The 26,518-nt window shown below is 68.7% G+C and carries 23 protein-coding genes and 1 tRNA gene; 14 read left to right on the forward strand and 10 right to left on the reverse strand.

Features of this window, described 5'->3' with window-relative positions; all coding sequences use genetic code 11:
• The first annotated feature begins 59 nt into the window (after window positions 1–59).
• Entirely contained in the window at window positions 60–383 is a 324-nt protein-coding gene (gene trxA / locus ABZ664_RS22660; protein ID WP_329088095.1) for a thioredoxin, read from the forward strand.
• 200 nt (window positions 384–583) lie between these two features.
• Here trxA and ABZ664_RS22665 read toward each other — a convergent pair whose 3' ends face one another.
• Window positions 584–1,204, reverse strand: coding sequence for a hypothetical protein (locus ABZ664_RS22665; protein WP_030919650.1), 621 nt, complete (start codon window positions 1,202–1,204; stop codon window positions 584–586).
• A gap of 301 nt (window positions 1,205–1,505) precedes the next feature.
• On the opposite strand from ABZ664_RS22665, the gene ABZ664_RS22670 reads away from it, so the two are divergent.
• The 3 genes from ABZ664_RS22670 (at window position 1,506) to ABZ664_RS22680 (ending at window position 5,215) form a co-directional block, all read left to right on the forward strand.
• Window positions 1,506–2,738, forward strand: coding sequence for a PLP-dependent aminotransferase family protein (locus ABZ664_RS22670; RefSeq protein WP_362513743.1), 1,233 nt, complete (start codon window positions 1,506–1,508; stop codon window positions 2,736–2,738).
• A gap of 185 nt (window positions 2,739–2,923) precedes the next feature.
• Window positions 2,924–3,877 carry a D-alanine--D-alanine ligase gene (locus ABZ664_RS22675; RefSeq protein ID WP_362513157.1) on the forward strand — a complete coding sequence of 318 codons (954 nt, stop codon included), beginning with the start codon at window positions 2,924–2,926 and terminating at the stop codon, window positions 3,875–3,877.
• A gap of 267 nt (window positions 3,878–4,144) precedes the next feature.
• Window positions 4,145–5,215, forward strand: coding sequence for a beta-eliminating lyase-related protein (locus ABZ664_RS22680; RefSeq protein WP_362513161.1), 1,071 nt, complete (start codon window positions 4,145–4,147; stop codon window positions 5,213–5,215).
• 666 nt (window positions 5,216–5,881) lie between these two features.
• Here the strand turns inward: ABZ664_RS22680 and ABZ664_RS22685 are convergent.
• The 8 genes from ABZ664_RS22685 to rpmH all read right to left on the reverse strand — a co-directional run bounded on the left by ABZ664_RS22685 (window position 5,882) and on the right by rpmH (window position 11,453).
• Entirely contained in the window at window positions 5,882–6,856 is a 975-nt protein-coding gene (locus tag ABZ664_RS22685; RefSeq protein ID WP_362513164.1) for a ParB/RepB/Spo0J family partition protein, read from the reverse strand.
• Window positions 6,857–6,928: 72 nt separating this feature from the next.
• A complete protein-coding gene (locus ABZ664_RS22690) occupies window positions 6,929–7,855 on the reverse strand; it encodes a ParA family protein (protein ID WP_350941859.1) in 927 nt (308 codons plus the stop codon).
• A 197-nt stretch (window positions 7,856–8,052) separates the two neighbouring features.
• The gene (rsmG, locus tag ABZ664_RS22695; RefSeq protein WP_362513169.1) at window positions 8,053–8,748 is read right to left on the reverse strand and encodes a 16S rRNA (guanine(527)-N(7))-methyltransferase RsmG; all 696 of its coding nucleotides are present in this window, start codon (window positions 8,746–8,748) and stop codon (window positions 8,053–8,055) included.
• Window positions 8,749–9,063: 315 nt separating this feature from the next.
• Window positions 9,064–9,567, reverse strand: a complete 504-nt coding sequence (locus ABZ664_RS22700) for a R3H domain-containing nucleic acid-binding protein (protein ID WP_350941863.1) — start codon at window positions 9,565–9,567, stop codon at window positions 9,064–9,066.
• A 35-nt stretch (window positions 9,568–9,602) separates the two neighbouring features.
• The gene (gene yidC / locus ABZ664_RS22705; RefSeq protein WP_362513172.1) at window positions 9,603–10,550 is read right to left on the reverse strand and encodes a membrane protein insertase YidC; all 948 of its coding nucleotides are present in this window, start codon (window positions 10,548–10,550) and stop codon (window positions 9,603–9,605) included.
• 4 nt (window positions 10,551–10,554) lie between these two features.
• Entirely contained in the window at window positions 10,555–10,833 is a 279-nt protein-coding gene (gene yidD, locus ABZ664_RS22710; protein WP_362513746.1) for a membrane protein insertion efficiency factor YidD, read from the reverse strand.
• Window positions 10,833–11,249: a ribonuclease P protein component gene (gene rnpA, locus ABZ664_RS22715; protein WP_362513175.1), complete on the reverse strand. Its 417-nt coding sequence runs from the start codon at window positions 11,247–11,249 to the stop codon at window positions 10,833–10,835. Before rnpA ends, yidD begins: the two co-directional genes overlap by 1 nt.
• A gap of 66 nt (window positions 11,250–11,315) precedes the next feature.
• The gene (rpmH, locus tag ABZ664_RS22720; protein ID WP_329088117.1) at window positions 11,316–11,453 is read right to left on the reverse strand and encodes a 50S ribosomal protein L34; all 138 of its coding nucleotides are present in this window, start codon (window positions 11,451–11,453) and stop codon (window positions 11,316–11,318) included.
• A 532-nt stretch (window positions 11,454–11,985) separates the two neighbouring features.
• On the opposite strand from rpmH, the gene dnaA reads away from it, so the two are divergent.
• The 10 genes from dnaA to ABZ664_RS22770 all read left to right on the forward strand — a co-directional run bounded on the left by dnaA (window position 11,986) and on the right by ABZ664_RS22770 (window position 25,305).
• Window positions 11,986–13,731 (forward strand): chromosomal replication initiator protein DnaA, encoded by a 1,746-nt coding sequence (gene dnaA / locus ABZ664_RS22725; RefSeq protein WP_362513179.1) that lies wholly within the window; start codon window positions 11,986–11,988, stop codon window positions 13,729–13,731.
• 575 nt (window positions 13,732–14,306) lie between these two features.
• The gene (gene dnaN / locus ABZ664_RS22730; protein ID WP_362513183.1) at window positions 14,307–15,446 is read left to right on the forward strand and encodes a DNA polymerase III subunit beta; all 1,140 of its coding nucleotides are present in this window, start codon (window positions 14,307–14,309) and stop codon (window positions 15,444–15,446) included.
• A 125-nt stretch (window positions 15,447–15,571) separates the two neighbouring features.
• Window positions 15,572–16,357, forward strand: a complete 786-nt coding sequence (locus ABZ664_RS22735; protein WP_362513186.1) for a 3-keto-5-aminohexanoate cleavage protein — start codon at window positions 15,572–15,574, stop codon at window positions 16,355–16,357.
• A gap of 32 nt (window positions 16,358–16,389) precedes the next feature.
• The gene (gene gnd / locus ABZ664_RS22740) at window positions 16,390–17,334 is read left to right on the forward strand and encodes a phosphogluconate dehydrogenase (NAD(+)-dependent, decarboxylating) (RefSeq protein WP_362513189.1); all 945 of its coding nucleotides are present in this window, start codon (window positions 16,390–16,392) and stop codon (window positions 17,332–17,334) included.
• A gap of 123 nt (window positions 17,335–17,457) precedes the next feature.
• On the forward strand, window positions 17,458–18,633 hold the full coding sequence (gene recF, locus ABZ664_RS22745; RefSeq protein ID WP_362513192.1) for a DNA replication/repair protein RecF: 1,176 nt from the start codon (window positions 17,458–17,460) through the stop codon (window positions 18,631–18,633).
• Window positions 18,623–19,330 (forward strand): DciA family protein, encoded by a 708-nt coding sequence (locus tag ABZ664_RS22750; protein WP_362513195.1) that lies wholly within the window; start codon window positions 18,623–18,625, stop codon window positions 19,328–19,330. Before recF ends, ABZ664_RS22750 begins: the two co-directional genes overlap by 11 nt.
• Window positions 19,331–19,629: 299 nt before the next feature.
• Window positions 19,630–21,582: a DNA topoisomerase (ATP-hydrolyzing) subunit B gene (gene gyrB, locus ABZ664_RS22755; RefSeq protein WP_362513198.1), complete on the forward strand. Its 1,953-nt coding sequence runs from the start codon at window positions 19,630–19,632 to the stop codon at window positions 21,580–21,582.
• 31 nt (window positions 21,583–21,613) lie between these two features.
• The gene (gene gyrA / locus ABZ664_RS22760) at window positions 21,614–24,163 is read left to right on the forward strand and encodes a DNA gyrase subunit A (RefSeq protein ID WP_362513201.1); all 2,550 of its coding nucleotides are present in this window, start codon (window positions 21,614–21,616) and stop codon (window positions 24,161–24,163) included.
• 65 nt (window positions 24,164–24,228) lie between these two features.
• Window positions 24,229–25,089 (forward strand): DUF3566 domain-containing protein, encoded by an 861-nt coding sequence (locus tag ABZ664_RS22765; protein WP_362513204.1) that lies wholly within the window; start codon window positions 24,229–24,231, stop codon window positions 25,087–25,089.
• Between the two features lie 142 nt (window positions 25,090–25,231).
• Window positions 25,232–25,305 (forward strand) — tRNA-Ile (locus ABZ664_RS22770).
• Window positions 25,306–25,415: 110 nt separating this feature from the next.
• Here ABZ664_RS22770 and ABZ664_RS22775 read toward each other — a convergent pair.
• Complete coding sequence (locus ABZ664_RS22775) at window positions 25,416–26,387, reverse strand: WYL domain-containing protein (protein ID WP_362513207.1); 972 nt, start codon at window positions 26,385–26,387, stop codon at window positions 25,416–25,418.
• Window positions 26,388–26,518: the final 131 nt, after the last annotated feature.

The following is a 26,518-nucleotide window of genomic DNA, read 5'->3' on the forward strand; positions in this document are numbered from 1 at the left end:
TCGTTCGCGAGGGGGAAGTCAACAGCAGCAGTCCCCAGGCAAGAGGGAGAGCAGGAACCTTGGGCACCATCAAGCACGTGACCGACGCCAGCTTCGAGGCCGACGTTCTCAAGAGCGACAAGCCCGTGATCGTCGATTTCTGGGCCGAGTGGTGCGGCCCGTGCCGCCAGGTCGCGCCCATTCTGGAGGAGATCGCCGGCGAGAACGCCGAGAAGCTGACCGTCGTCAAGCTGAACGTCGACGAAAATCCGGCAACGGCGACAAACTACGGCGTACTCCAGATTCCTACCCTGAACGTCTATAAGAACGGAGAGGTTGTGAAGCAGATCATCGGCGCCAAGCCGAAGGCCATGCTGCTTCGCGAGCTTGAGGGCATCATCTAGGCCCCCTGCGGTCGGCCGTCCCCCACGGCGTCCGGCCGTATCACCCGCTTCCGAGCGGCACACCCACCCACTGAAGGCCCCCCGTCTCACCGCGGGGGGCCTTCACATGCGCGGGACTTTCAAGAGGGCCGGCTCGGCTCCAGAGAGCTCAGGAAGGGCGCGTTCGGCCCCAGAGCGTGCCGTACGGGCTCCAGAAGGTCTCAGACGGGCCGTAGCGCCCTCTCGGGACTCATCGACCCAAGGAGCCTCTCCAGTGCCACCTCGACGTCCTCACGCCACGAGACGGCGTTCTTGAGCTCCAGGCGGAGGCGAGGGAAGCGCAGATGCGGACGAACCGTCTTGAAACCCACGGAGAGCAGGTAGTCGGCGGGCATCAGGCACGCGCCCGGCTGCTCCCACTTCAGATCGCCGAACGCCTCGATCGCACGCACCCCGCGCCGGGTCAGATCCTTGGCCACGCCCTGGACCAGCATCCGGCCCAGACCACCCCCGGAGAACTCCGGGATGATGTGCGCGGTCATCAGCAACACCGCGTCCGCGCTCACCGGCGAGGTCGGGAAGGCCACCGAGCGCGGCACGTAGTGGGGCGGCGCGTAGAGGACGAATCCGGCGGCCACCCCGTCCACATAGACGATCTTTCCGCAGCTTCCCCACTCCAGCAGGGTCGAGGAGATCCAGGCCTCTTTCTCCAGTCCCGGGTCACCGGCCTTCATCGCCCGGTCCGCGTTGACGGGATCGAGCTCCCAGAAGACGCACCGGCGACAGCGGCGCGGCAGGTCGTCGAGATTGTCGAGGGTGACGTTTGCCAGCCGACGCGACACCTGTTGGCCCCAATCCTGGCGAGACGAGTGCAAGCCATGGCGAAAAACGCGCGAAAACGGCGTCTCCAGCTGGCATCGTAGCCCAGTGCGGGTCCTGGTTTCAGGAGGTCCTCTCCCTACACGCAGACGAACTGCGACCCCTGACGTACCCTGGTTTCTCTGGTATGAGCGCTTTGTGTGCTCCACACAACCTAGGAGGTGGACCGTGCCCCAGAACCACGATCACGGTCAGGCCATCACCCCGGCCCAAGGGTCGCGCATCGACGCCTACGTCGACCGTTACGCGGCACGGGCAACCGGGATGGTCGCCTCCGAGGTACGAGCTCTCTTCTCCGTCGCGTCGAGGCCCGAGGTGGTCTCGCTCGCCGGCGGCATGCCGTACGTCACCGCCCTCCCGCTGGACGTGGTGGGGGAGCTGGTCGCCGACCTGATCGCCAAGCGCGGCCCCGTCGCGCTCCAGTACGGCTCGGGGCAGGGCGACCCGCACCTGCGCGAGCAGATCTGTGACGTCATGCGGATGGAGGGGATCGAGGCCAACTCCGACGACGTCGTCGTGACCGTCGGCTCCCAGCAGGCCCTCGACCTCATCACCCGGATCTTCATCGACCCGGGCGACGTCGTGCTCGCCGAGGGACCCTCCTACGTCGGAGCCCTGGGCACGTTCTCCGCCTACCAGGCCAATGTCATCCACGTCGCGATGGACAACGAGGGGATCATCCCCGAGTCGCTCGCCCAGACCGTCTACGCCCTGAAGAGCGCGGGCAATCGGATCAAGTTCCTCTACACGATCCCCACCTTCCAGAACCCGGCGGGCGTGACGCTCAGCGCCGAGCGCAGGCAGCAGGTCCTGGAGATCTGCCAGCGGGCCGACGTGCTGATCGTCGAGGACAACCCGTACGGCATGCTCCGCTTCGACGGCGACCCCATCCGGACGCTGCGCGCCGACAACGCCGAGGGCGTCGTCTACCTCGGCTCCTTCTCCAAGACCCTCGCCCCCGGCTTCCGGGTCGGCTGGGCCCTCGCCCCGCACGCCATCCGCGAGAAGCTGGTGCTGGCGATGGAGTCCGCGGTCCTGTCGCACTCCTCCTTCACCCAGCTCGCCGTCGGCCAGTATCTGGCCACCCAGCCCTGGCGCGAGCAGATCAAGGCGTTCGGGGAGCTCTACCGCGAGCGCCGCGACACCATGCTCTCCTCGCTGGAGGCCCTGATGCCCGACGGCGTCACCTGGACCCGCCCCGACGGCGGGTTCTTTGTTTGGGCCACCCTTCCGCAGGGACTCGATTCCAAGGCGCTCCTGCCTCGCGCGGTCGCGGAGCGGGTCGCCTTCGTGCCGGGCACCGGTTTCTTCGCCGACGGCAGCGGCGCGCGGCACATGCGGCTCTCCTACTGCTATCCCGAGCCCGACCGCATCCGCGAGGGCGTCCGCCGCCTGGCAGGGGTGATCGGGCAGGAGCTCCGCCTCCGCGACACCTTCGGGACCGGCTCGCCCACCGAACGCGCCGGCATCGACACCCCGGGACCCGACCTCGCGTAACCCCGCCCCCGTAAGGTGCCCCGTGCCACGGGGCACCTCCGGCATGAGTTCCTCCCCCTCGGTGCCGTACGGTGACTTCCTGCGCCGGTGCGCGGTGATCGATCCCGATCCGTCGGGACAACCGTGCACGCGTGACGAGAGCGACAGGACAGGCTCGGAGCGGGCCATGACGAGAGGTATGTCGGATGAGTGACCTGGGCCATGTGCTCGTCCTGGCGGGCGGACTCTCCTACGAGCGGGAGGTCTCGCTGCGATCGGGCCGACGGGTGAGCGAGGTGCTGCGGGGAGCGGGCGTCTCCGTGGAGACCCGCGACACCGACGCGTCCCTGGTTCCCGCCGTGCTCGCGGACCCACCGGACGCGGTCTTCGTCACCCTCCACGGCGGAGCGGGCGAGGACGGCGCCATCCGCTCGGTCCTCGAACTCCTCTCCGTCCCGTACGTCGGTGCCGGCCCCGACGCCTGCCGGGTCGCCTACGACAAGCCCACCGCCAAGACCGTCGTCCGCTCCTTCGGGTTGCGCACCCCCGACTCGGTGACGCTGCCGAAGGAGACCTTCCACGACCTCGGCGCCGCCGCGGTGCTGGCCCGCATCGTGGACCGTCTCGGCCTCCCCCTGTTCGTCAAGCCGTCCCGTGGCGGCTCGGCGCTCGGCGCGTCGATCGTCCGCAGCGCGGAGGATTTCCCCGCCGCCATGGTCGGCTGCTTCGCCTACGGCGACACCGCGCTGATCGAGCGCTGCATCGAGGGGGTCGAGGTCGCCGTCTCCGTGGTCGACCTCGGGAACGGGCCCGTGGCACTGCCCCCCGTGGAGATCGTCGCCGACGAGGGCGTGTACGACTACGCGGCCCGCTACACCGCCGGGCACACCGAGTTCTTCGCCCCGGCACGCCTCACGCCCGAGGTGTCGGCCGCCTGTGCCGAGATGGCCGTGACCGCGCACACCGCCCTCGGTCTCCGGGACATCTCACGCACCGACCTGATCGTCGACGCGAACGGCCTGCCCTACTTCCTCGAAGTGAACGTCGCCCCGGGGATGACCGAGACGTCGCTCCTCCCCATGGCCGCCGAGGCCGCGGGAGAAGACCTCGGCACCCTCTGCCGAACCCTCCTGGAACAGGCCGTCATCCGCGGAGCCTGACCTTCCCGGGCTCCTTTGCGGGAGGCGGCCGGCTCTGCCTCGAAGTGGGGGACGACCGAGACGTCGCTCCTCCCCATGGCCGCCGAGGCCGCGGGGAAAGACCTCGGCGCCCTCCTGGAACAGCAGCCTTCACTCGCGAAGTTCCCTCCCGCGAGGGTCTTGCACGGGTGAGGGCCGCACGGTGAAATCAGGATTTCCTGGACGAAAGTCGAGCCGACGAGCGGGGCGAGCCCGGTGACGGACCGGGTTTGCCCATACGCTGACCGTGTGCTGACCTCCACCCCATTCCCCAAGAGATTCCCCAAAAGCTTCGCGAGCGACAACCACGCGGGCGTGCACCCTGCGGTTCTCACCGCCATCCTCAAAGCGAACACCGGAGACGCCCTCCCCTATGGGGGGGACGTCTGGACCATCGCTATGGAGGACGCCTTCCGCGCCGAGTTCGGCGCCCGCGCGACCGCATATCCCATGTTCAACGGCACCGGCGCCAACGTCGTGGGGCTCGGACTCGTACTCCGGGCGTACGACGCGGTGCTCTGCCCCACCACCGCCCACATCAACACCAACGAGTGCGGCGCCGCCGAACGCATGCTGGGCGCCAAGCTGGTCACCCTCCCCACGGACGACGGCAAGCTCTCCGTGAACGACATCCGTGGCCAGCTGTCCGTGCTCGGGAACGAGCACCACTCTCAGCCCAGGGTCGTCTCCATCTCCCAGGTGACCGAGTGCGGCACCTGTTACACCGCCGCCGAGATCGCGGAGCTCGCGGAGTTCGTCCATGAGCACGACCTCTTCCTGCACATGGACGGTGCCCGGCTCGCCAACGCGGCGGCCGAGCTCGGCTGCTCGCTCCGCTCCCTCACCACGGACGCGGGCGTGGACCTGCTCAGCTTCGGGGGTACCAAGAACGGCGCGATGGGGGCCGAGGCACTCGTGGTCCTCCGCCCGGAGCTGGACCCCGCCGCACTGTTCCTCCGCAAACAGGGGATGCAACTCGCTTCCAAGATGCGCTTCGTCTCCGCCCAACTGACCGCCCTCCTCACCGATGAGCTCTGGCGCGAGAACGCCGCCCACGCCAACGCGATGGCCCACCGCCTCGCCAACGGCATCGCCGACCTTCCGGAGGTCTCCCTGCGTTACCCCGTGCAGTCCAACGCCGTCTTCCCCGTACTCCCCGAGAAGGCCATCGCGGAACTGCAGCAGCGCTATCTCTTCCATGTCTGGGACGCGCCGGGGAACGTGGTCCGCTGGGTCACGGCCTTCGACACCGCCCCCGAGCACGTCGACACCTTCGTCGCCGACATCCGTCTCGCCGTCCAAGAAGCCGTTGGCTTCTGAAGGGCGCTTGTTTCACGTGAAACAGCCTTCTCCCAGAAGGGCCGGCTGTTTCACGTGAAACGTCGGTCGCCGTCCCGCTGGGTCGTCCACACACCACGTGTAAGACCGGCCATTGAGGACGAGAGTCCGGCTCTCGGCGATAAGCCCGCCCCTCGGAGGGATGAGAGCGGGCCCTCGCTCCTCGTCGCCTCTCCCGCCGTCGGTCCTTCTCAGCAAGGGCCCGTCGTCCCGCCTCCGAGCCCGGTCCGCACGGCCACCCTCCCTGTGTTTCACGTGAAACGATGCCGTCCCACCACGGCGGTGGCCGGTATCGCTCCGGTGGGGCCATCGCGCTGAGTCGAACGGCCGCTCTCCCGTGCCGGGAAACTGTCCCGAGAAGGCCAGGGCTATCGGGGGCCATCCAGACTCCGGGATGGTGTCGAGGTGGATTCACCGACCCGCGAGTGCACCGCGAGCCCGATTCCCGACCCTCGCTGTGGGCTCACCTTTCCGGGCTCTCTGCCGTGGGCTCGCTTCCCCCGGCTCACCTTCCTGCTCTCTCCGCCGCCGGTTCGCTATCCCAGGTCCACCTTCCGGGGCTCTCCGCCACCGGTTCGCTTCCCCTGGCTCACCTTCCCCGGCTTTCCACCGCCGGTTCGCTTTTTCAGATCTCCGGGATCGGCGAGATCACCCCTCCATCGCCTGCAACGACCCCGGAGCCATCGTGCCGATGATGCGCTCCAGATCGTCGATGGTCGCGAACTCCACCACGATGCGCCCCTTGCGGCGGCCGAAATCGACCTTCACACGGGTCTCGAAGCGGTCGGAGAGACGGTCGGCCAGATGCCGGAGGGCCGGCTCCTCGTCGGGCTTCGCCCGAGGAGCTCGCGGGGCAGGTGCCGGGGCCGCCTTGGCATCGCCCACGGCGACGATCTCCTCGACCGCGCGGACCGACAGCAGTTCGGCCGAGATCCGGTTGGCGAGATGTTCCTGGGCGGCGGGATCGTCCAGGCGGAGCAGGGCTCGGGCGTGGCCCGCGCTGATCGTTCCGGCCGCGACCTTGCGCTGCACCCCGGGTGGGAGCTTCAGCAGGCGCACCGTGTTGGTCACGTGCGAGCGGGAACGGCCGATGCGGGCGGCGAGCTGCTCGTGGGTGGCGCCGAAGTCATCAAGCAGCTGCTGGTAGGCCGCCGCCTCCTCCAGGGCGTTGAGCTGCTCGCGCTGGAGGTTCTCGATGAGCGCGTCGAGCAGGAGCTTGTCCTCCTGGGTCTCCCGTACGATCGCGGGGATCTCGGAGAGCCCGGCGAGCTTGGAAGCGCGCCAGCGGCGCTCCCCCATGATCAGCTCGTAGCGTCCCTCGCCCGTGGCGCGCACCACGATCGGCTGGAGCAGGCCGACCTCGCCGATCGAGGTCGCCAGTTCCTTCAGGGCGTCCTCGTCGAAGATGTCGCGCGGCTGGCGTGGGTTGGGCGCGATGTCGTCGACGGGGATCTCAAGGAAGTAGGCGCCCGCGACCGGGGCGGGCCCCGGGCGCTCCGGTGTCACCGGCTCCGGGGCGACCATGGTCGCGGTCATCGACGCGGGTGCCTCCGCGACGACGGCCGGGCCCGTCGGGATGAGCGCCCCCAGCCCTCTGCCCAGCCCTCTCGGCTGCTTGCTCACTTGCCCCTCCCGAGACTCAAGGTGTCGCACTCACTGACATTCCCGTGACCACGGCCACGAGATTCCCGGCACTCATACGGCCGCACCGCGATAAGCGATCTCGCGGGCGGCGTCCATGTAGGCCATCGCACCGCTGGAGCCCGGGTCGTACGTCATGACCGACTGACCGTAACTCGGCGCCTCGGAGACGCGCACGCTTCGGGGGATGAGCGTGCTCAACACCGTCGCGCCGAAGTGGGAGCGGACCTCCTCGGCGACCTGGGAGGCGAGGCGGGTGCGTCCGTCGTACATCGTCATGAGGATGGTGGAGAGGTCGAGTGTGGGGTTCAGGTGCGCGCGGACCAGATCCACGTTCCTCAGCAACTGGCCAAGACCTTCCAACGCGTAGTACTCGCACTGGATGGGGATCAGCAGTTCGTTCGCGGCCATCAGCGCGTTGACCGTGAGCAGGCCGAGCGAGGGCGGGCAGTCAATGAGGATGTAGTCGAACTCGACGGCGTCGTACGCGGTCAGCGCGCGCTGCAGGCGGGCCTCACGGGCGACCATGGAGACCAGTTCGATCTCGGCTCCGGCGAGGTCGATCGTGGCGGGGGCACAGTAGAGGCCCGGCATGTCCGGAACCGCCTTCACGACCTCCGCGAGCGGCAGATCCTCCACGAGCACCTTGTACATATCCGGTACGTCACCACGGTGCTCGACCGCGAGGGCCGTCGAGGCGTTGCCCTGGGGGTCGAGGTCGACCACGAGCACCCGCTGGCCGTGCATGGACAGCGCCGCCGCCAGATTGACCGACGTGGTGGTCTTGCCGACGCCGCCCTTCTGGTTCGCGACGGTGAAAATTCGGGTTTTGGCAGGGCGCGGCCAGTCCCCATCTCGGACCCCGGTGGAGCCTCCGGGAGCGGTGGCGGTCTTCTGGGCCGATGTTTCACGTGAAACCACTGAGCTGAGTGCCTCTCGTACCAGCGGCGAGTCGCCGGGATTAAGGGGGGTCTGGGTCACGGTCGTCTTCCTTTCAACCGGCCTGACTACGGCACCGGGAGCCGGTGCCGGCCAGCCCAGACCGGAAAGCCGTCCATGGGGCAAAACGGCAGGAACCTCGGGCCAGCCGAGACCGCTCCTCGCGCTGGCGATCGCACTCGAATGGTCTTCCACTGGCCTCGTACTCGCTTTGCTCGGTTTATCTGGGGGCCTCGCGCTTACCTGCCGCGCGAGGCACGATCCTTCCGGCGAGAGGTCTTCCGCGCTCCCTCGGGAGCTCGACCGGCGACCACTCGGATGAGAGTTGCGGGCGGCTCGACCTTACCGCGCCCGACCGATGCGAGCTCGGCGGTTTGCACCCCACTCGACCGTAATTGCGCCTCTGCGTCCGCCAACTCCTCAGCGGCACGCTCACCCTTCATGGCCAGTAGCTCACCGCCCTCGCGCAGGAGGGGCAGCGACCATTTCAGCAGACGGTCGAGCGGCGCCACCGCGCGGGCGGAGGCGACGTCGAACTCCCGCCTGCCCGCGAACTCCTCGGCCCGGCCGCGCAACACCTCGACGTTGCCGAGTTTCAGCGACTCCACGCACTCCTCCAGGAAGACCGTCCGGCGAAGGAGCGGCTCCAGGAGGGTGACGGTGATGTCGGGTCGCACGATCGCGAGGACCAGGCCCGGCAGACCGGCGCCGGAACCGATGTCGACCAGTCGTACGTCGGCGGGCACGACCTCGGCGATCACCGCACAGTTGAGCAGGTGGCGGTCCCAGATGCGCGGTACCTCCCGCGGGCCGAGCAGCCCGCGCACCACCCCGGGACCGGCCAACAGCTCCGCGAAGGCCTCCGCTCTCGCCCAGGCGTCGCCGATGAACACCTCGCGCGCGACCTCGGGCGGTTCGGGGATCTGGTCACTCACTCGACGCTCACTCTTCCCTCGGAAAAATCGGGCTCAGGCCGGTCTCAAGGCTAATGGCCCGCCTCGGCATCGGGTGACGTCGCCACCGTGGGTTGGGGCGTGGGGTTACGAGAACGGGTGACATCGCCACCGCGGGTTGGGGTGTGACGTCACGAGAACAGGTGATGGCACCGCGATGGATCGGGATCCGGCGTCACGAGAACGAGTGACAGCACCACCGTAGGTCAGGGTGTGGAGTCACGAGAAAGGCCGCTGCCCCCCGGGAACCGGGGGGCAGCGGCCTTTTGTCAGCGCGTACCTTCGCGCCAAGGAGGGCTAGGCGGGAAGGACCACCACGAAACGACGGGGCTCCTCGCCCTCGGACTCGCTCCGCAGGCCCGCCGCGGCGACGGCGTCATGCACGATCTTCCGCTCGAACGGGGTCATCGGCTGCAGCGACTTGGGCTCGCCGTTCCGCTTGACGTCCGCTGCGATCTTGGTGCCGAGCTCGCTCAGCTCGCTCCTGCGGCGGTCGCGGTAGCCGCCGATGTCGAGCATCAGGCGTGAGCGCTCACCCGTCTGGCGGTGGACCGCGAGGCGGGTCAGCTCCTGGATGGCCTCCAGCACCTCACCGTTGGGGCCGACCAGGTCGCCGCCCTTGATATCGACGACCGACACCACGGCGCGATCGCCTTCGACATCCATGTCGATATCACCGTCGATGTCGGCGATGTCGAGCAGACCCTCGACGTAGTCCGCCGCGATCTCGCCTTCCTGCTCCAGGGCGGCGAGATCGGGAACCGCCTTCGCGGGCTCCTTCTCGGCCTCGGCCTCGGTCACGTCCGGCCACTCCTTCGTGCTGTCGGGATGAGACGTCAGGACTTCTTGCTGCCGCTCCGCTTACTGCGGGGCTGGCGGGTGGGCTGCTGCCGGATCACCTTGGGCTCCGGTACCGCAGGCGCCTCGGGCTCGGGAGCGGTCTTCTTGACCTTGCTCAGCAGGCTCGGCTTGGGCTCGGGAGTGGTGACGTTGCCCTTGGCATCGACCACCGGGGAGGGGTTGCGGCTGTAGAACCAGTGCTGCTGGCCGAGGGTCCAGACGTTGGTGGTGACCCAGTAGAGGATCAGGCCGAGGGGGAAGTTCAGCGAGAAGATCGCGAACAGCGGCGAGACGTACATCAGGATCTTCTGCTGCTGCGCCATCGGGTTGTCCGGCATCTGGGCGATCGAGCGGGTCACGCTCTGCCGGACGGTGAGGAAGGTCGTCAGCGAGCTGACCGCCACGAAGATCGCGAGCACGACCTTGGTGATGATCGGGTCGGCGTCCAGTTGGACGATGTCGGCCGAGCTCGTGAAGAACGTCGCGGGGATGGGGGCGCCGAAGATGTGCGCGGCCCGGGCGCTGTCGACGAGGGTCTGCGTCATGCCGAACTTGGCGTGCCCGCCAGCCATGGCCTGCAGCACGGTGAACATCGAGATGAAGATCGGGAACTGCGCCAGGATCGGCAGGCAGCCACCCAGCGGGTTGGCTCCCTGCCCCTGGTACAGCGCCATGACCTCCTGGTTCATGCGCTGCTTGTCGTTCTTGTACCGCTTGCGGATCTCCTGGACCTTGGGCGCCAGCTCCTGCATCTTCTTCGAGGAGCGCATCTGCTTCAGGAAGAGCGGGAAGATCAACAGTCGCATCAGCACGGTGAGCGTGATGATGGTCAGCGCCCAGTTGAGCCCGCTGTTCCTCGGAATGAAGGTGCTGTAGCCCTCGTGAATCCAGGTGATTACTTGGGCGACGGCTGTGTACAGCCAGTTCAGCCAGGACAGCTCCACCGAGCTAGCTCCCTTGCGTTTCGTCGGACCGGCCCGGGCGCGGGGGCACCGGGTCAAGGCCTCCGGGATGGAATGGGTGGCAACGCCCGATTCTCCGGATCGTCAACCATGTGCCGCGCAGCGCGCCGTGAACGGCCACGGCTTCGAGGCCGTAGGCACTGCACGAGGGGTGGAAGCGGCAACGGGGACCCAGCAGAGGGCTCACGAAGGCCCGGTAGAACCGGATCGGAGCCATCAGGATCCTGGCAGCCGGAGAAATTCCAGCGGTCTGCTGCGCCGTCATCATCGCCCATCCATGCGAGCCCCTGAGGGCTCCAGCCGCCTGAGTAAACGATCCAGCGCGACATCGAGTTCGGCGGCGATGCGCTCGCTTCGCGCGGACGCGGCCGGTGGATTGGCGCGTACCACCAGCAGGCTACCTCTCGGAAGCCGGTCGAGACGGTCTCGCATGAGGTGTCTCAACTGACGTTTGACGCGATTCCTGATGACCGCGCCTCCCACGGCACGGCTCACCACGAATCCCACCAGGGGGGGAGCATCCCTGTCAGAGCGCATGCCGAGGTGCGCGACCAGGGTGGGGCGGCCTACTCGGCTTCCCCTTCTGATCGCGCCGGCGAACTCGTCGCCCCGGCGCATGCGGGACCCTGACGGCAGCACGAGAGATCTTGGTGACCCTGGGCAGGTACGCCTGTCGCCCACCGGCAGCGATGCCGGTGGGCGACAGACGCTACTGCCTTGGCCCGGCGAACGGGCGCAACGGATGCGTCAGGCGGAGATCTCGGCGCGGCCCTTGCGACGGCGAGCGGCAAGGATGGCGCGGCCGGCGCGGGTACGCATGCGGAGCCGGAAGCCGTGGGTCTTCGCACGACGGCGGTTGTTCGGCTGGAAAGTACGCTTGCTCACGAGTGGGCTCCAGGCTCAAGACGCATCCCCAGCACATGGGGACGCTCGACAATGGCTGACCTGCCGGATGCGGGGCATGCGAAATAGCCGCCGCGTGACAAGCCGACCGTCGTACGTTACGGGTCAGGCGTGTCCCAGGTCAAACCAGAGGCTGTTTCCGAAGCACGCCAACACAGGTTATCCACGTTTCCACAGGCACGTTATCCACCGGCGCCTCGCCGTCCACAGGATGTGCGCTCCGTCCCCCCCGTACGCCACTAGGCTGTGGACAACGTCTTGTACACAGCTGTGGACAGGGCTACTGTCGGCCCTTCCAGACCCTCTCTCCGCTGCGAGGACGCGTCGGACCGCAGGTAACGGGCTGTGCACAGCCTGTGGATTCGATGTGGATTTCGTACGGCGCCCACGAAGGGGCCACGGGACTCCCGGCATGTGGACAACGACGAGATCCGGTGCGCCCGGCGGCCACCGTTGTGGATAAACAGATCGCGGTAGGCCAGCGGGGCCGCGTCGGGAGGAGGGGAGCCGGACCATGGACGAAACGGACCTCAGCGCTGTCTGGGCGAGGGCTCTTGAGAACTCCCTGAACGAGAACGTCCCGTCCCAGCAGCGGGTCTGGCTCAACATGACCCGGCCCTTCGGCCTCATGAACGACACCGTGGTCCTCGCCGCCCCCACGGATTTCGCCAGAGATGTCCTGGAAAACAAGCTTCGTCCGCTCATCAGCCAGGCGCTCTCCCAGGAGTTCGGCCGCCCGATGCGGGTGGCGGTCATGGTCGACCCCAGCGCGGCGGGCCCAGAGCCCGGGCTTCCCCCCCGCCAGGACACTTATCCCCAGGCCCAGCCGCAGGGTTATACACAGCTTGGCGGGGCTCAGCAAGGTTATGCACAACCCCCTCAGGGCCAGCACCACGGGGGTTCCGGGCCGCAGCACCCCTACCCGGGGGGCAACCAGGCCCCGCAGTCGTCCACCGACTATCCACAGGCACAGTCGTTCTCCTATCCGTACCAGCAGCAGGGCGAGGAGTCGCCCCAGCCGTATCTCCCCGCGGAGCCCTCGCAGAGCTCCTCGCAGGGGGAGCAGAGCCCCGGATACGGCCGTGGTTACAACCCCCAGCCGTCCCCGCCCCGGCCCGAGCCCGACTCCTTCGACCGCGGCGCGCCACCCGTGCCCGGCGCGGGTGGCGCCGGAGGGGTTCAGAACAGATGGGACGGGCGCGGGAGCAGGACGCAGGGCGAGCCGGCCCGGCTGAACCCGAAGTACACCTTCGAGACCTTCGTGATCGGTTCCAGCAACCGGTTCGCGCACGCGGCGGCGGTCGCGGTGGCCGAGGCGCCGGCCAAGGCGTACAACCCGCTGTTCATCTACGGTGACTCGGGCCTGGGCAAGACCCACCTGCTGCACGCGATCGGCCACTACGCCCAGAGCCTCTACGACGGCGCGCGGGTGAGATACGTGAGCTCGGAGGAGTTCACCAACGACTTCATCAACTCCATCCGCGACCACAAGGCCGACAACTTCCGTGGCCGCTACCGGGCCGTGGACATCCTGCTGGTGGACGACATCCAGTTCCTGGAGGGCAAGGAGCAGACGCAGGAGGAGTTCTTCCACACCTTCAACACGCTGCACAACTCCAACAAGCAGATCGTCATCTCCAGCGACCGGGCGCCGAAACAGCTGGTCACGCTGGAAGACCGGCTGCGCAACCGGTTCGAGTGGGGTCTGATCACCGACGTCCAGCCGCCCGAGCTGGAGACCCGGATCGCGATCCTGCGCAAGAAGGCGATCCAGGAGGGCCTGGCCGCGCCGCCCGAGGTGCTGGAGTACATCGCGAGCCGCATCTCCACCAACATCCGCGAGCTGGAGGGCGCCCTGATAAGGGTGACCGCGTTCGCGAGCCTGAACCGGCAGTCGGTCGACCTGCAGCTCACCGAGGTCGTGCTCAAGGACCTGATCACCGAGGACGCCGGCTCCGAGATAACGGTCGCCACGATCATGGCCTCCACCGCCGCCTACTTCGGCCTGTCGATCGACGACCTGTGCGGCGGGTCGCGCTCGCGCGTCCTGGTCACCGCCCGCCAGATCGCCATGTATCTGTGCAGGGAGCTCACCGACATGTCGCTGCCGAAGATCGGCCAGCAGTTCGGCGGCCGCGACCACACCACGGTCATGCACGCCGACCGGAAGATCCGCTCCCTGATGGCCGAGCGACGCTCGATCTACAACCAGGTCAACGAGCTGACGACCCGCATCAAGCAGCAGTCCCGCAATGGATGATGAGGTTTTTCACCCCGTGATGCACAGGCTGTGGAAAACCTTGTGGATCAACGGTTCGCGAGGGCTCCGGGAGCTCGGAGGCGTCGAACCATGATCATCTGGAAACCCACTGGTCCGAACGCTGTTCGGCGTCTGTGGACAACTCTGGGGAGAACCTGGGGACAACCTGGGGACAACTCGTGGATAACCTGGGGACGCCCTGTGGGGAGAGTTTTCCACAAGGACAAAACGACCTCCTACCCCGTGGATAACCTGGGGAAACCTCGTGGAAAACTTGGGGACAGAGGGCACCGAATCTGGGGACGGCCTGTGTGTACTCCGGAGTTCTCCCCAGCCCCAAGAGTTGTCCACAGTGGTCGCCCACAGCCCCGGTGGATGAAAAAACAGCACTTGACCTGCGGAAACAACGGCTTTCCACAGTATCCACAGCCCCTAATACGAAGGCCACTTGTATCTCTAACTAGGAAACCCAAGAGCCATAAGAGGGGTTCCGAGGGAGCGCGGGTGCGCGAGAGTGAACACTTCAACCCCAGGCACCGAGCGGATGGCGCTCGACACACAGGAGGCGGATCCACGTGATGTTCCGGGTCGACCGAGACGTGCTCGCTGAGGCGGTCGCATGGACGGCGCGCAGCCTGCCCGCGCGTCCCTCCGTGCCGGTGCTGGCCGGCATGCGTCTTGAGGTCACGGAGGACGGGCAGCTCAAGCTCTCGGGCTTCGACTACGAGGTCTCCGCGGAGGTGACCCTCGAACTGCAGACGGGCGAGGCGGGCGTGGTGCTCGTCTCGGGCAGGCTTCTGGCCGAGATCACCAGGGCGCTTCCCGCACAGCCTGTGGATTTCGTGGTGGAGGGCGCCAAGGCCGTCGTCACCTGCGGCAGCGCCCGATTCACCCTGCTCACCATGCCGGTGGAGGACTACCCCTCCCTGCCCACCATGCCCCCCGCCGCAGGACGGATCGGCAGCGACGTGTTCGCCTCGGCCGTCGGCCAGGTCGCCGTGGCCGCGGGCAAGGACGACACCCTGCCGATGCTCACCGGCGTGCGCGTGGAGATCGAGGGTGACACGGTCACGCTCGCGGCGACCGACCGCTACCGCCTCGCCGTACGCGAGCTGAAGTGGCAGCCGGGCCAGCCCGACTTCTCGGCCATCGCGATGATCCCCGGCAGGACCCTCGCCGACACGGCCAAGGCTCTGGGCGGCACCGGAGCCGAGGTCGAGATCGCGCTGAGCTCCGCGGGCGGCACCGGCGAGGGCATGATCGGCTTCTCCAGCGCGGGGCGCCGCACCACCACACGGCTGCTCGACCCCGAGTTCCCCAAGTACCGCTCGCTGCTGCCGACGGAGTTCTCCGCCCGTGCCGAGCTGCCGACGGCCGCCTTCGTCGAGGCCGTCAAGCGCGTGGCCCTGGTCGCCGAGCGCAACACGCCCGTACGGCTGGCCTTCCGCGGCGACGAGGTCGTCCTGGAGGCGGGCAGCGGGGACGAGGCACAGGCGGTCGAGGTGCTCCCCGTCGACTTCGAGGGCGACGACATCAACATCGCCTTCAACCACCAGTTCCTGCTCGAGGGGCTCGGCGCGATCGACTCCGACGTGGCCCGCCTGCAGATGACCACGTCCACCAAGCCCGCCATCCTCACCGGGGGCAAACCCACGGACGACGGGAGTGCTCCCGACTACCGCTATCTGATCATGCCCATCCGCCTGTCCAGTTGATGCCCGTCCACCCGATGGGCGGCCCGCGACGGCCCGGCGCGAAGGATCCCTCCACAGGTCCTGGGGCGGGCCGGGAAAAGGATCTCGCGGCGGCACCGGAGACCGGCGGGAAAGGCGACTCCGGGGTGGACACGGCGACGGGTGGGGACTCGGGAACGTCCGGCGGGGCCGGAGGGGGAGCGACGTGGCTCAAGGCGTGCCTGAACGGCGCCAGGAGGCCCGGCGAGCACCCGGCCCTCCCCCTGAGCCCTCTGGAGCTCGCTGAGGCGGCCCGTGAGGCTCGTGGGGCGGGTGCGGACGCCGTTCACATGCATCCGCGCGACGAGGCGGGCAGCGAGTCGCTCAGCGCCGCGCACATCGGGGCGGCCGTGCGCGCCGTACGCGAGGCGTGCCCCGGCCTCCCCGTCGGGGTGAGCACAGGGCTGTGGATAACCGGCTGGGATGTGGACGCGCGGCGCGAGGCCGTGCGCGGCTGGGCCGGGCTCGCCCCGGGCGAGCTGCCGGACTTCGCGTCGGCGAACCTCTCCGAGCCCGGATTCGAGGCCCTGTGGCAGGACCTGCGGCGGCTCGGTGTGGACGTGGAGGCGGGGGTCTGGTCGGTGGAGGACGCCGACGCCCTCGCCGCGACCGGCCTGGAGTGCGCGCGGGTGCTCGTCGAGATCATCGGCGGTCCCGCGGACACGGCCCTCCCGCGGGCGCGTGCCATCCTGGATCGCCTCGCCGAACTCGGCGTCCCCGGCCCGAGACTGCTCCACGGGGAGGGGGACCCGACCTGGATTCTCCTGGACGAGGCGGGGCAGGCTGGACTCGCCACGCGCATCGGCCTGGAGGACGTTCTCCACAGCCCTGTGGGCGGCCCTGTCGGCGGGAACGCCGAGCTGGTAAGACTTGCGCGGGCACGCTTGGCGTAGGTGAACGACGAAACCCTGAAGGGGGCGCTCGTATGCAGATCGGCATGGTCGGGCTGGGCAAGATGGGCGGCAACATGGCTGAGCGCCTGCGCCGAGGAGGTCACGACGTCGTCGGATACGACCGTGATCCCGCGGTCAGTGACGTCGCCGACCTGGAAGAGCTCGTGGAGCGGCTCCAGGCGCCGCGCACCGTGTGGGTCATGGTGCCCTCCGGTGAGCCGACCAGGGCGACGGTCAGGGCACTCGGCGACCTGCTGTCACCCGGCGACACCCTTGTCGACGGCGGCAACTCGCACTACGTCGACGACCAGAAGCACGGCGCCGAGCTCTCGGCCAAGGGCATCGGTTTCGTCGACTGCGGCGTGAGCGGCGGCGTCTGGGGATTGCAGAACGGCTACGCGCTCATGGTCGGCGGCGACAAGGCCGAGGTGGAGCGGGTCATGCCGATCTTCGAGACCCTCAAGCCCGAGGGCGACGACGGTTTCGTCCACGCCGGCACGGTCGGCGCCGGCCACTTCGCCAAGATGGTCCACAACGGCATCGAGTACGGCATGATGCAGGCGTTCGCCGAGGGCTGGGAGCTGCTTCAGGCCTCCGACATCGTGACCGACGCGGCCGGCTCCTTCAAGAGCTGGCGGCAGGGCACGGTCATCCGCTCCTGGCTGCTCGACCTGATGGTCCGCGCGCTGGAGGAGGACCCGACCCTGGCGGAGCTGGAGGGCTACGCGCAGGACTCGGGCGAGGGCCGCTGGGCGGTGCAGGCCGCCGTGGAGCTGGCGGTCCCGCTGCCGGTCATCACCGCCGCCCTGTACGCCAGGTTCGCCTCCCGCCAGGAGGACTCGCCGGCGATGAAGGTCGTCGCGGCCCTGCGCAACCAGTTCGGCGGCCACGCGGTCACCTCCAAGGCGGGCGCGACGGAGAAGGGCGCCGACTCCCCCGGCGCCGACGTCACGCCCCCGGCCGAGGCGGCCGGATAGCCCGGTCGGCGCAGCATCGCCCCCCGACTCAGCGCGGCTCGCGCCACGACCTTTTCCACAGGGCGCGAGCCGTACGGGCACGGGAGGCCGCGGTGACGGGCGAGGCCGACTAATCTTCCTGGGGTGCATGTCGCCCATCTCTCCCTCACCGACTTCCGGTCCTACGAGAACGTCGACCTCGGCATGGAGCCGGGGGTCACGGCCTTCGTCGGACCCAACGGCATGGGGAAGACCAACCTCGTTGAGGCGCTGGGTTACGTGGCGACGCAGGCCAGCCACCGGGTCGCCAACGACGGACCGCTGGTCAGGCAGGGCGCGGCGCGGGCGGTCGTCCGCTCGTCGGTGGTGCGCGACGACCGGCGCGCGCTGATCGAGCTGGAGATCAACCCGGGCAGGGCGAACCGGGCCAGGCTGAACCGTTCCCCGGTCCCCCGTCCCCGCGAGGTCGTCGGCCTGTTGCGCACGGTCCTGTTCGCCCCCGAGGACCTCGCCATGGTCAAGGGCGATCCTTCCGAGCGGCGCCGGTTCCTCGACGATCTCCTGGTGGCCAGGACGCCCAGGTTCGCGGGGGTGCGCGCCGACTACGACCGGGTGCTCAAGCAGCGCGGTGCCCTGCTGCGCACCGCCGCGCAGGCCAGGAGGGGCCGGGGCAGGAGCACGCGGCGGGCGGAGAGCGACGCGGCGTTCGCCGAGGCGGGGGCGGGAGACCCGCTGAGCACCCTGGAGGTCTGGGACGCACACCTGGCCACGCACGGCGCCGAGCTGCTCGCGGCCAGGCTGGAGCTGGTCGAGACGCTGCGCCCGCTCGTCGCCGCCTCGTACGCCTCCCTCGCGCCGGACTCCGCGGCCGCGGCGCTGGAATACCGGGGCACCCTGTCCGCGGACGCCGGGACCGATCGCACCGAGCTGGCCAAACGGCTGCGCGCCGGCCTGCTGGAGGTCCGAGCCTCGGAGCTGGAACGCGGTGTCACCCTCGTCGGCCCGCACCGCGACGACCTGTTCCTCGGTCTGGGGGAGCTGCCCGCGCGCGGCTACGCCAGCCACGGCGAGTCGTGGTCGTTCGCGCTGGCGCTCAGGCTGGCCGCCTACGACCTGCTCAGGGCCGACGGCGGCGATCCGGTCCTCATCCTCGACGACGTCTTCGCCGAGCTGGACAGCAGGCGCAGGCGCCGTCTGGCCGAGATGGTCGCACCCGCCGAGCAGGTCCTGATCACCGCCGCGGTGTCCGACGACGTGCCCGCCGAGCTGGCGGGGGGCCGTTTCGACGTGACCGAGGGGGGCGTGGCCCGTGTCCGATGACGCGGGAGAGCGCGCGAGCGGCCCGGTGCCCGTGCCTCGGACCCCGGAGCCGAGGAGGCGCGCGGCGGCGCGGGAGGGCCGGGAGCGGGGAGGCGAGGGCCGGGCGGCCGGGCCCGTTTCGGGTTCGCGAGGCCCGGCGGACCCGGCCGGTAAGGGCTCGGCGGACTCGGCCGGCACGGGTGTGGACGGGGTGGCCGCCGGTTCCGCGAGGAACGCGGCGGCCAAGGGGGCCGCACTGGCGAGGGAGAAGCTGGCCCAGGCCAAGTCGGACGCCGCCAGACGGGGGCAGCTGCCCCGCCGCGAGCCGCGGCGCAGGGCGTCGGGGGCGCGCAGGGACGCCGGTGACCCCCAGCTCCTCGGCAGGGCGATCGCGGACCTGCTGTCCGACCGAGGCTGGGAGCAGCCCGCCGCGATCGGCGGCGTCTTCGGCCGCTGGCACGAGATCGTCGGCGCCGACATGGCGGCCCACACCAAGCCGGAGACCTTCGCCGACGGCGAGGTCGTGGTGGTCGCCGACTCCACAGCCTGGGCCACCCAGGTCCGTCTCCTGGCGAGGACGCTCGTCAGGAGGTTGAATGAGGAGCTCGGGGACGGAACGGTGCAAAAGGTAAAGGTTCGCGGCCCTCAGAACGGTCCCCGGTCCAGTGGCGGTCTGCGTGTCACCGGGAGCCGCGGTCCGGGCGACACGTACGGCTGACACGGGCCTGAAAAACGGATCAGCGGCTCCTCTGACGCGACGAACCCCCTCCGCGTAGGGGGATGTCCAAGACGATGATCGTCGCGCGACAGGCCATTCCAGAGGCTGTCAATGCCACATGATGTGTTCTGAGCCGCTAGAATGAAATCGAATTCCGGACACGTCCGTTTGCGTGCCACCCCCCGGCGAGCATGTCGGCTCCCCTGGGTGAGCGCATCGGGGCATTCACGACGGTGACGGGCACGGCGGGGCTACATCTTGTCTCCCTGCCGCGTGTCCGCGGCAGGAGGATTTCGCACTTGTCCTACGACGCTAGCTCAATCACCGTTCTCGAAGGGCTTGAGGCGGTCCGTAAGCGCCCCGGTATGTATATCGGCTCGACCGGCGAGCGCGGTCTGCACCACCTCGTCTACGAGGTCGTCGACAACTCCGTCGACGAGGCCCTGGCCGGGCACGCCGACCGGATCGAGGTCACCCTGCTCGCCGACAACGGCGTGCGGGTCGTCGACAACGGCCGTGGCATCCCCGTCGGCATCGTCCCCGGTGAGAACCGTCCCGCGGTCGAGGTCGTCCTCACCGTGCTGCACGCGGGAGGCAAGTTCGACGACAAGTCGTACGCGGTCTCCGGCGGACTGCACGGCGTGGGTGTCTCCGTCGTCAACGCCCTGTCCAGCAGGCTCGATGTGGAGATCCGCACCGACGGGCACTACTGGCGGCAGAGTTATGTCGAGAGCAGGCCCACCGCGCCCCTGGCGAAGGGGGAGAAGACCGACGCGACCGGCACCTCGATCACCTTCTGGGCCGACGAGAGCATCTTCGAGACCACGACCTGGCACTTCGAGACCCTCGCGCGCCGCTTCCAGGAGATGGCCTTCCTCAACAAGGGCCTGACGATCTCGATCAGGGACGAGCGCTCCGAGTTCGTCGACGGAGAGGAGGGGGAGCTCCGGGAGGTCACCTACCACTACGAGGGCGGCCTGTCCGACTTCGTCAAGCACCTCAACTCCAAGAAGGAGCCGGCCCACCTCTCGGTGATCGACTTCGAGGCGCAGGGCGAGGGCATCGCCGTCGAGATCGCGATGCAGTGGAACAACTCCTACAGCGAGTCCGTCTACACCTTCGCCAACACGATCAACACCGCCGAGGGCGGCACCCACGAGGAGGGCTTCCGCGCCGCGCTGACGTCCATCGTCAACCGCTACGCGCGCGAGCAGAAGTTCCTCAAGGAGGGCAAGGACGACAACCTCGCGGGAGAGGACATCCGCGAGGGGCTCACCGCGATCATCTCGGTGAAGCTGACAGACCCCCAGTTCGAGGGCCAGACCAAGACGAAGCTGGGCAACACCGAGGCGAAGTCGTTCGTCCAGAAGGCCTGTAACGACCACCTGCGCGACTGGTTCGAGCGCAACCCCGGCGAGGCCAAGGACATCATCACGAAGTCCCTGCAGGCCTCCCGCGCCCGCCTCGCGGCCCGCCAGGCCCGCGACCTGACCCGGCGCAAGTCGCTGCTGGAGTCGGGCTCGGGGCTGCCGGGCAAGCTGGCCGACTGTCAGTGGAGCGACCCGGAGAAGTGCGAGCTGTACATCGTCGAGGGTGACTCGGCGGGCGGCTCGGCCAAGGGCGGCCGCGACTCCAAGTTCCAGGCGATCCTCCCGATCCGCGGCAAGATCCTCAACGTCGAGAAGGCCCGGATCGACAAGGTCCTGCAGAACAACGAGGTCCAGGCGCTGATCACCGCCATGGGCACGGGCGTGCACGACGAGTTCGACATCACCAAGCTCCGCTACCACAAGCTCATCCTGATGGCGGACGCCGACGTCGACGGCCAGCACATCACGACGCTGCTGCTCACCCTGCTGTTCCGCTTCATGCGGCCCCTGATCGAGGCCGGGCACGTCTACCTCTCCCAGCCGCCCCTCTACAAGATCAAGTGGGACCGGAAGGGCGAGGACGCCTCCTACGCCTACTCCGACCGCGAGCGTGACGCGGTCATCCAGGCCGGTATCGACGCGGGCAAGCCCGACCCCCGGCCGCGCGACAACGTGCAGCGCTTCAAGGGACTGGGCGAGATGAACGCGGGCCAGCTCTGGGAGACGACCATGAACCCCGACACCCGCCTTCTCCTCCAGGTCACCCTCGACGACGCGGCCCAGGCCGACGAGCTGTTCAGCGTGCTCATGGGTGAGGACGTCGAAGCCCGCCGTTCCTTCATCATTAGGAACGCCCGGGATGTCCGTTTCCTCGACGTGTAGCGGTAGCCGTACCAGAAAAGGATCTTGACCTGTGACGGAAGTCAACACTCCGCCCGGCCCTCCGACCGACCGCGTCGAGCCGGTCGACATCCAGTCCGAGATGCAGCGCAGCTACATGGACTACGCGATGTCGGTCATCGTCTCGCGCGCGCTGCCGGACGTCCGCGACGGCCTCAAGCCGGTGCACCGCCGCGTGCTGTACGCCATGTACGACGGCGGCTACCGGCCCGACCGCGGTTACTTCAAGTGCTCCCGCGTCGTCGGTGACGTCATGGGCTCCTACCACCCGCACGGCGACACGTCGATCTACGCGACCGTGGTGCGGATGGCGCAGCCCTGGTCGCTGCGCTACACGCTGGTCGACGGGCAGGGCAACTTCGGCTCCCCGGGCAACGACCCGCCGGCGGCGATGCGCTACACCGAGTGCAAGCTCGCGCCCATCGCGATGGAGATGCTGCGCGACATCGACAAGGACACCGTCGACGTCGTCCCCAACTACGACGGGCGCTCCCAGGAGCCCCTCGTCCTGCCTTCGCGCTTCCCCAACCTGCTGGTCAACGGGGCGGCGGGCATCGCGGTCGGTATGGCCACCAACATCCCGCCGCACAACCTGCGGGAGGTGGCGAGCGGCGTCGTCTGGTGCCTGCAGAATCCCGACGCCGACGACGAGGAGCTCCTCGAAGCGCTGATCGCCCGCGTCAAGGGGCCCGACTTCCCCACCGGCGCGCTGATCGTGGGCCGGCGCGGCATCGACGACGCGTACCGCACCGGCCGCGGCTCGATCACCATGCGGGCGATCGTCGAGGTCGAGGAGGACGCCAAGGGCCGCCAGTGCCTCGTCGTCACCGAGCTTCCGTACCAGGTCAACCCGGACAACCTCGCGCTGACCATCGCCGAGGCGGTGAAGGACGGCAGGATCAGCGGCATCGCCGACGTCCGCGACGAGAGCTCCTCGCGGGTGGGCCAGCGTCTGGTGATCGTGCTCAAGCGCGACGCGGTCGCCAAGGTCGTGCTGAACAACCTCTTCAAGCACACCCAGCTGCAGACCACCTTCGGCGCCAACATGCTGGCCCTGGTCGACGGCGTGCCGCGCACGCTCAGGCTCGACCAGTTCGTCCGCCACTACGTGGCGCACCAGATCGACGTCGTGGTCCGCAGGACCCGATACCTCCTGCGCAAGGCCGAGGAGCGGGCGCACATCCTGCGCGGGCTGCTCAAGGCCCTGGAGCGGATGGACGAGGTCATCGCCCTGATCCGCCGGTCGCCCTCGGCGTCCGCGGCGCAGGGTGGCCTGATGACGCTGCTGGAGATCGACGAGATCCAGGCGCAGGCGATCCTCGACATGCAGCTGCGCAAGCTGGCCGCCCTGGAACGCCAGCAGATCACCGACGAGTACGACGCGCTGATGGCGCAGATCACCGAGTATCAGGCGATCCTCGCCTCGCCCGAGCGGCAGCGCTCGATCGTCCAGGAGGAGCTCACGGAGCTCACCGGCCGGTACGGCGACGACCGTAAGACCGAGATCATCGCCTACGAGGGCGACATGTCGATCGAGGACCTCCTGGCCGAGGAGGACATGGTCGTCACGATCACCCGCGGTGGCTACGCCAAGCGAACCAACACAGACCTTTACCGGGCGCAGAAGCGCGGCGGCAAGGGTGTGCGGGGCGCGCAGCTGCGCCAGGACGACATCGTCGACCACTTCTTCGTCACCACGACGCACCACTGGCTGCTGTTCTTCACCAACAAGGGTCGCGTCTACCGGGTCAAGGCGTACGAGCTGCCCGACTCCGGCCGCGACGCGCGTGGGCAGCACCTGGCGAACCTGCTGGCCATGCAGCCGGACGAGGTCGTGATGGAGGTCCTCGACCTGCGCGACTACGAGGTCGCCCCGTACCTCGTGCTCGCCACCCGCAGCGGCCTGGTGAAGAAGACGCGCCTTTCCGAGTACGACTCGCCGCGCACGGGTGGTCTCATTGCGATCAATTTGCGCGAAGATGATGAAGTGATCGCTGCCAGACTGGTGTCGGAGGACGACGATCTCCTCCTCGTCTCGCGCGGCGCCCAGTCCATCCGCTTCACGGCCTCCGACGAGGCCATGCGCCCGATGGGCAGGGCGACCAGCGGCGTGATCGGCATGCGATTCCTCGACGGGGACGAGCTCCTCGCGATGAACCGGATCGCCGACGGCGACAACGTTCTCGTCGCGACCGAGGGCGGATACGCCAAGCGCACCCCCGTGGATCAGTACCCTCTTCAGGGAAGGGGTGGAAAGGGAGTCCTGACCGCCAAGATCGTAAGTGCCCGTGGCAAGCTGGTTGGCGCGGTCATGGTCAGACCCGAGGACGAGGTTTTCGCCATTACGTCCGCCGGAGGGGTTATCCGGACGAGTGCCGGGGAGATCAAGCAGTCTGGCCGCCAGACGATGGGGGTTCGGCTGATGAATCTGGCGGAGGGGGACAGCGTCGTGGCGCTGGCCCGCAATGCGGAGGCGCTGGAGACCGGGGAGAACCCGGTGACCGGGGAAAGCGCCGAGGCGCAGGTGGAGACCGGTGAGAACGGGGAAGGGGAGAATCCGTGAATGCTCAGGGCAAGCCGGGATCGCGCCCCGCCTCCTCGTCGACACGCGATCAGGCGACGGAGAAGATGGACAAGATCGCTGGAACGAAGGACGCCGAGGCGGCCTCGTCACCGGTTAACGGTAGCGTGCCCGCGCCGGAAACCGATGGATCGGTATCCGACAATCGCAAGGGCAGGCCGAAAGTGACGACGACAGAGGACGGCAAGCAGGCCGACACCACGGTGCGGATCCGTCCAAGCGGATCTCCACCACCATCCGCGCCACCACCGCAGTCGCCCACGCCACCGCAGGCAGGACAGCAGGGGCGTTCCCCCTCCGCCTCGCCCTCACCGGGGGGGCAGCAGGGACGTTCCCCGTCCGCCCCGACCACGCCTCCAGCCGGGGGACAGCAAGGGCGTTCTCCGTCCGCCCCCTCACCGGGGCAGCAGAGCCGGCCGTCGGCCGGGCAGCAGAACAACCGGGCCTCATGGTCGCCTGGCAGCCTGTCGTCGCCCCAGGCCCCGGCTGACGCGACCGACAGGAAGGCCGCGGACGTCGGCGGTCCGAGGTCACCCCGCAAGGCGCACCTGGTGCTGCGCAGGATCGAGCCGTGGTCGGCGATGAAGTTCAGCTTCGTCGTGTCGCTGGTCTGCTTCGTGGTGCTGTTCATCGCGGTCGCGGCCCTCTACATGGTGCTGTCCAGCCTCGGGGTGTTCGAGAACATCATCCAGACGGTCACCCAGCTGACGACGGCCGACGGCAACTCGACCAACGGCGTCGACATCGCCTCCTGGTTCGAGCCGGTCCGCATCCTGGGCTACACCGCCCTGATCGGCGCGGTGAACGTCGTGCTGATCACCGCTCTCGCCACTCTCGGCGCTGTGATCTACAACATCGCCTCCGACCTGGTCGGCGGTGTGGAGGTCACCTTCAGCGAGGCCGAGTAGTCGTCCCGCCGAGTGTCCCCGCCCTCTTTCGGGGGTGGGGACATGGCGCGAGCAGGTGCCGAAACAGGGTAAGCTTTTCCCTGTTCGAGCGAACGGGTTCGTCTCCGCCAAACGGATACGAGACCGTTCGTCTGTGTGATGAGGGGCTATAGCTCAGACGGTTAGAGCGCTTCCCTGATAAGGAAGAGGTCCCAGGTTCAAGTCCTGGTAGCCCCACCCAGATCAGAGGCCATTTCCCGGCAGGGAAGTGGCCTTTTTTGATCTTCCGGGTGACCACGTTCCCTTGGACTCATCCTCATCGCAGGGTCGTGCCGGTGGTCGTCGTGTCATGCTCTGGCGAAGCGGCGGGCGAGGAGGGTGAAGGCGTCCCTGAGCTCGGCCGGGCCGACGACCTCGATGTCGGCGTCGAACCTGCCGACGTCGGAGGCCAGGGCGGTCCACGACCATGACCCCAGGACGAGCCGGCAGCGGTCGGGGCCGAGTTCTTCGACGACTCCTTCGCGGGTGTAGCGGGACACGATGTCGGCGGGCAGGTCGAGGATCACCTCGCCGCGGCACGGCCAGTCGGCGGAGGAGTCGTCGGAGCCCCGGAATCTGGCGGTCACGAAGGCGGCCACCGTGCCCCCGGGCAGTTCGCGCGGTGTGAAGCGTGGCCCGGTGGGGACGCGCGGGGTGATCCGGTCGACGCGGAAGGTGCGCCAGTTCTCGCGGTCGAGGTCCCATGCGACGAGATACCAGCGTCCGCCCCAGGTGACGAGGTGATGGGGCTGCACTCGGCGCGGCGGGGCGAGCGCGTCGCCGTCGTCCGCTTCCGACGCGTAGTCGAAGCGCAGTTCCTCGCGGGCGTGGACGGCGGCGCTGAGCGCGGTGAGTACGCCGCTGTCGACCTGCGGGCCCGGCCGGAGCTCCGGCCGCTCGACGGCGGTGACCTGGAGGGTGTCGATGCGGTGGTGCAGTCGTGCGGGCATGACCTGGCGGATGGTGTGCAGGGCGCGCGCCGCGCCCTGCTCGATGTCGGCGCCGCCGGCGGTGGCGAGCCGCAGGGCGATGACCAGGGCGACGGCCTGCTCGTCGTCGAACAGCAACGGGGGCAGCTCCGTGCCGGCGTCGAGCCGGTACCCGCCGTCGGGCCCCTTGAAGGCCGTGATGGGGTAGCCGAGCTCGCGCAGGCGGTCCACGTCGCGGCGTACGGTGCGGGGGCTGACGTCCAGTCGCTCGGCCAGCAGCGCTCCTGGCCAGTCCCGGCGGGCTTGGAGCAGCGAGAGCAGCGCCAGCAGCCGCGCTGAGGTTTTCGGCATGCCATCCAGTCTGCCGGGAGAAGAGGACAGATCCTGGCCACTTCCCCTGCGACCGTTGTCCCCGGCCGAGCAGGTTCGCGGTCGACGGTCCAGGCCGGGATCGCCTGATGGCGCCCGGAGACGATGAGCAG

Origin of the sequence: Streptosporangium sp. NPDC006930 (genome assembly GCF_040635605.1) — a bacterium.
Lineage (GTDB): Bacteria > Actinomycetota > Actinomycetes > Streptosporangiales > Streptosporangiaceae > Streptosporangium.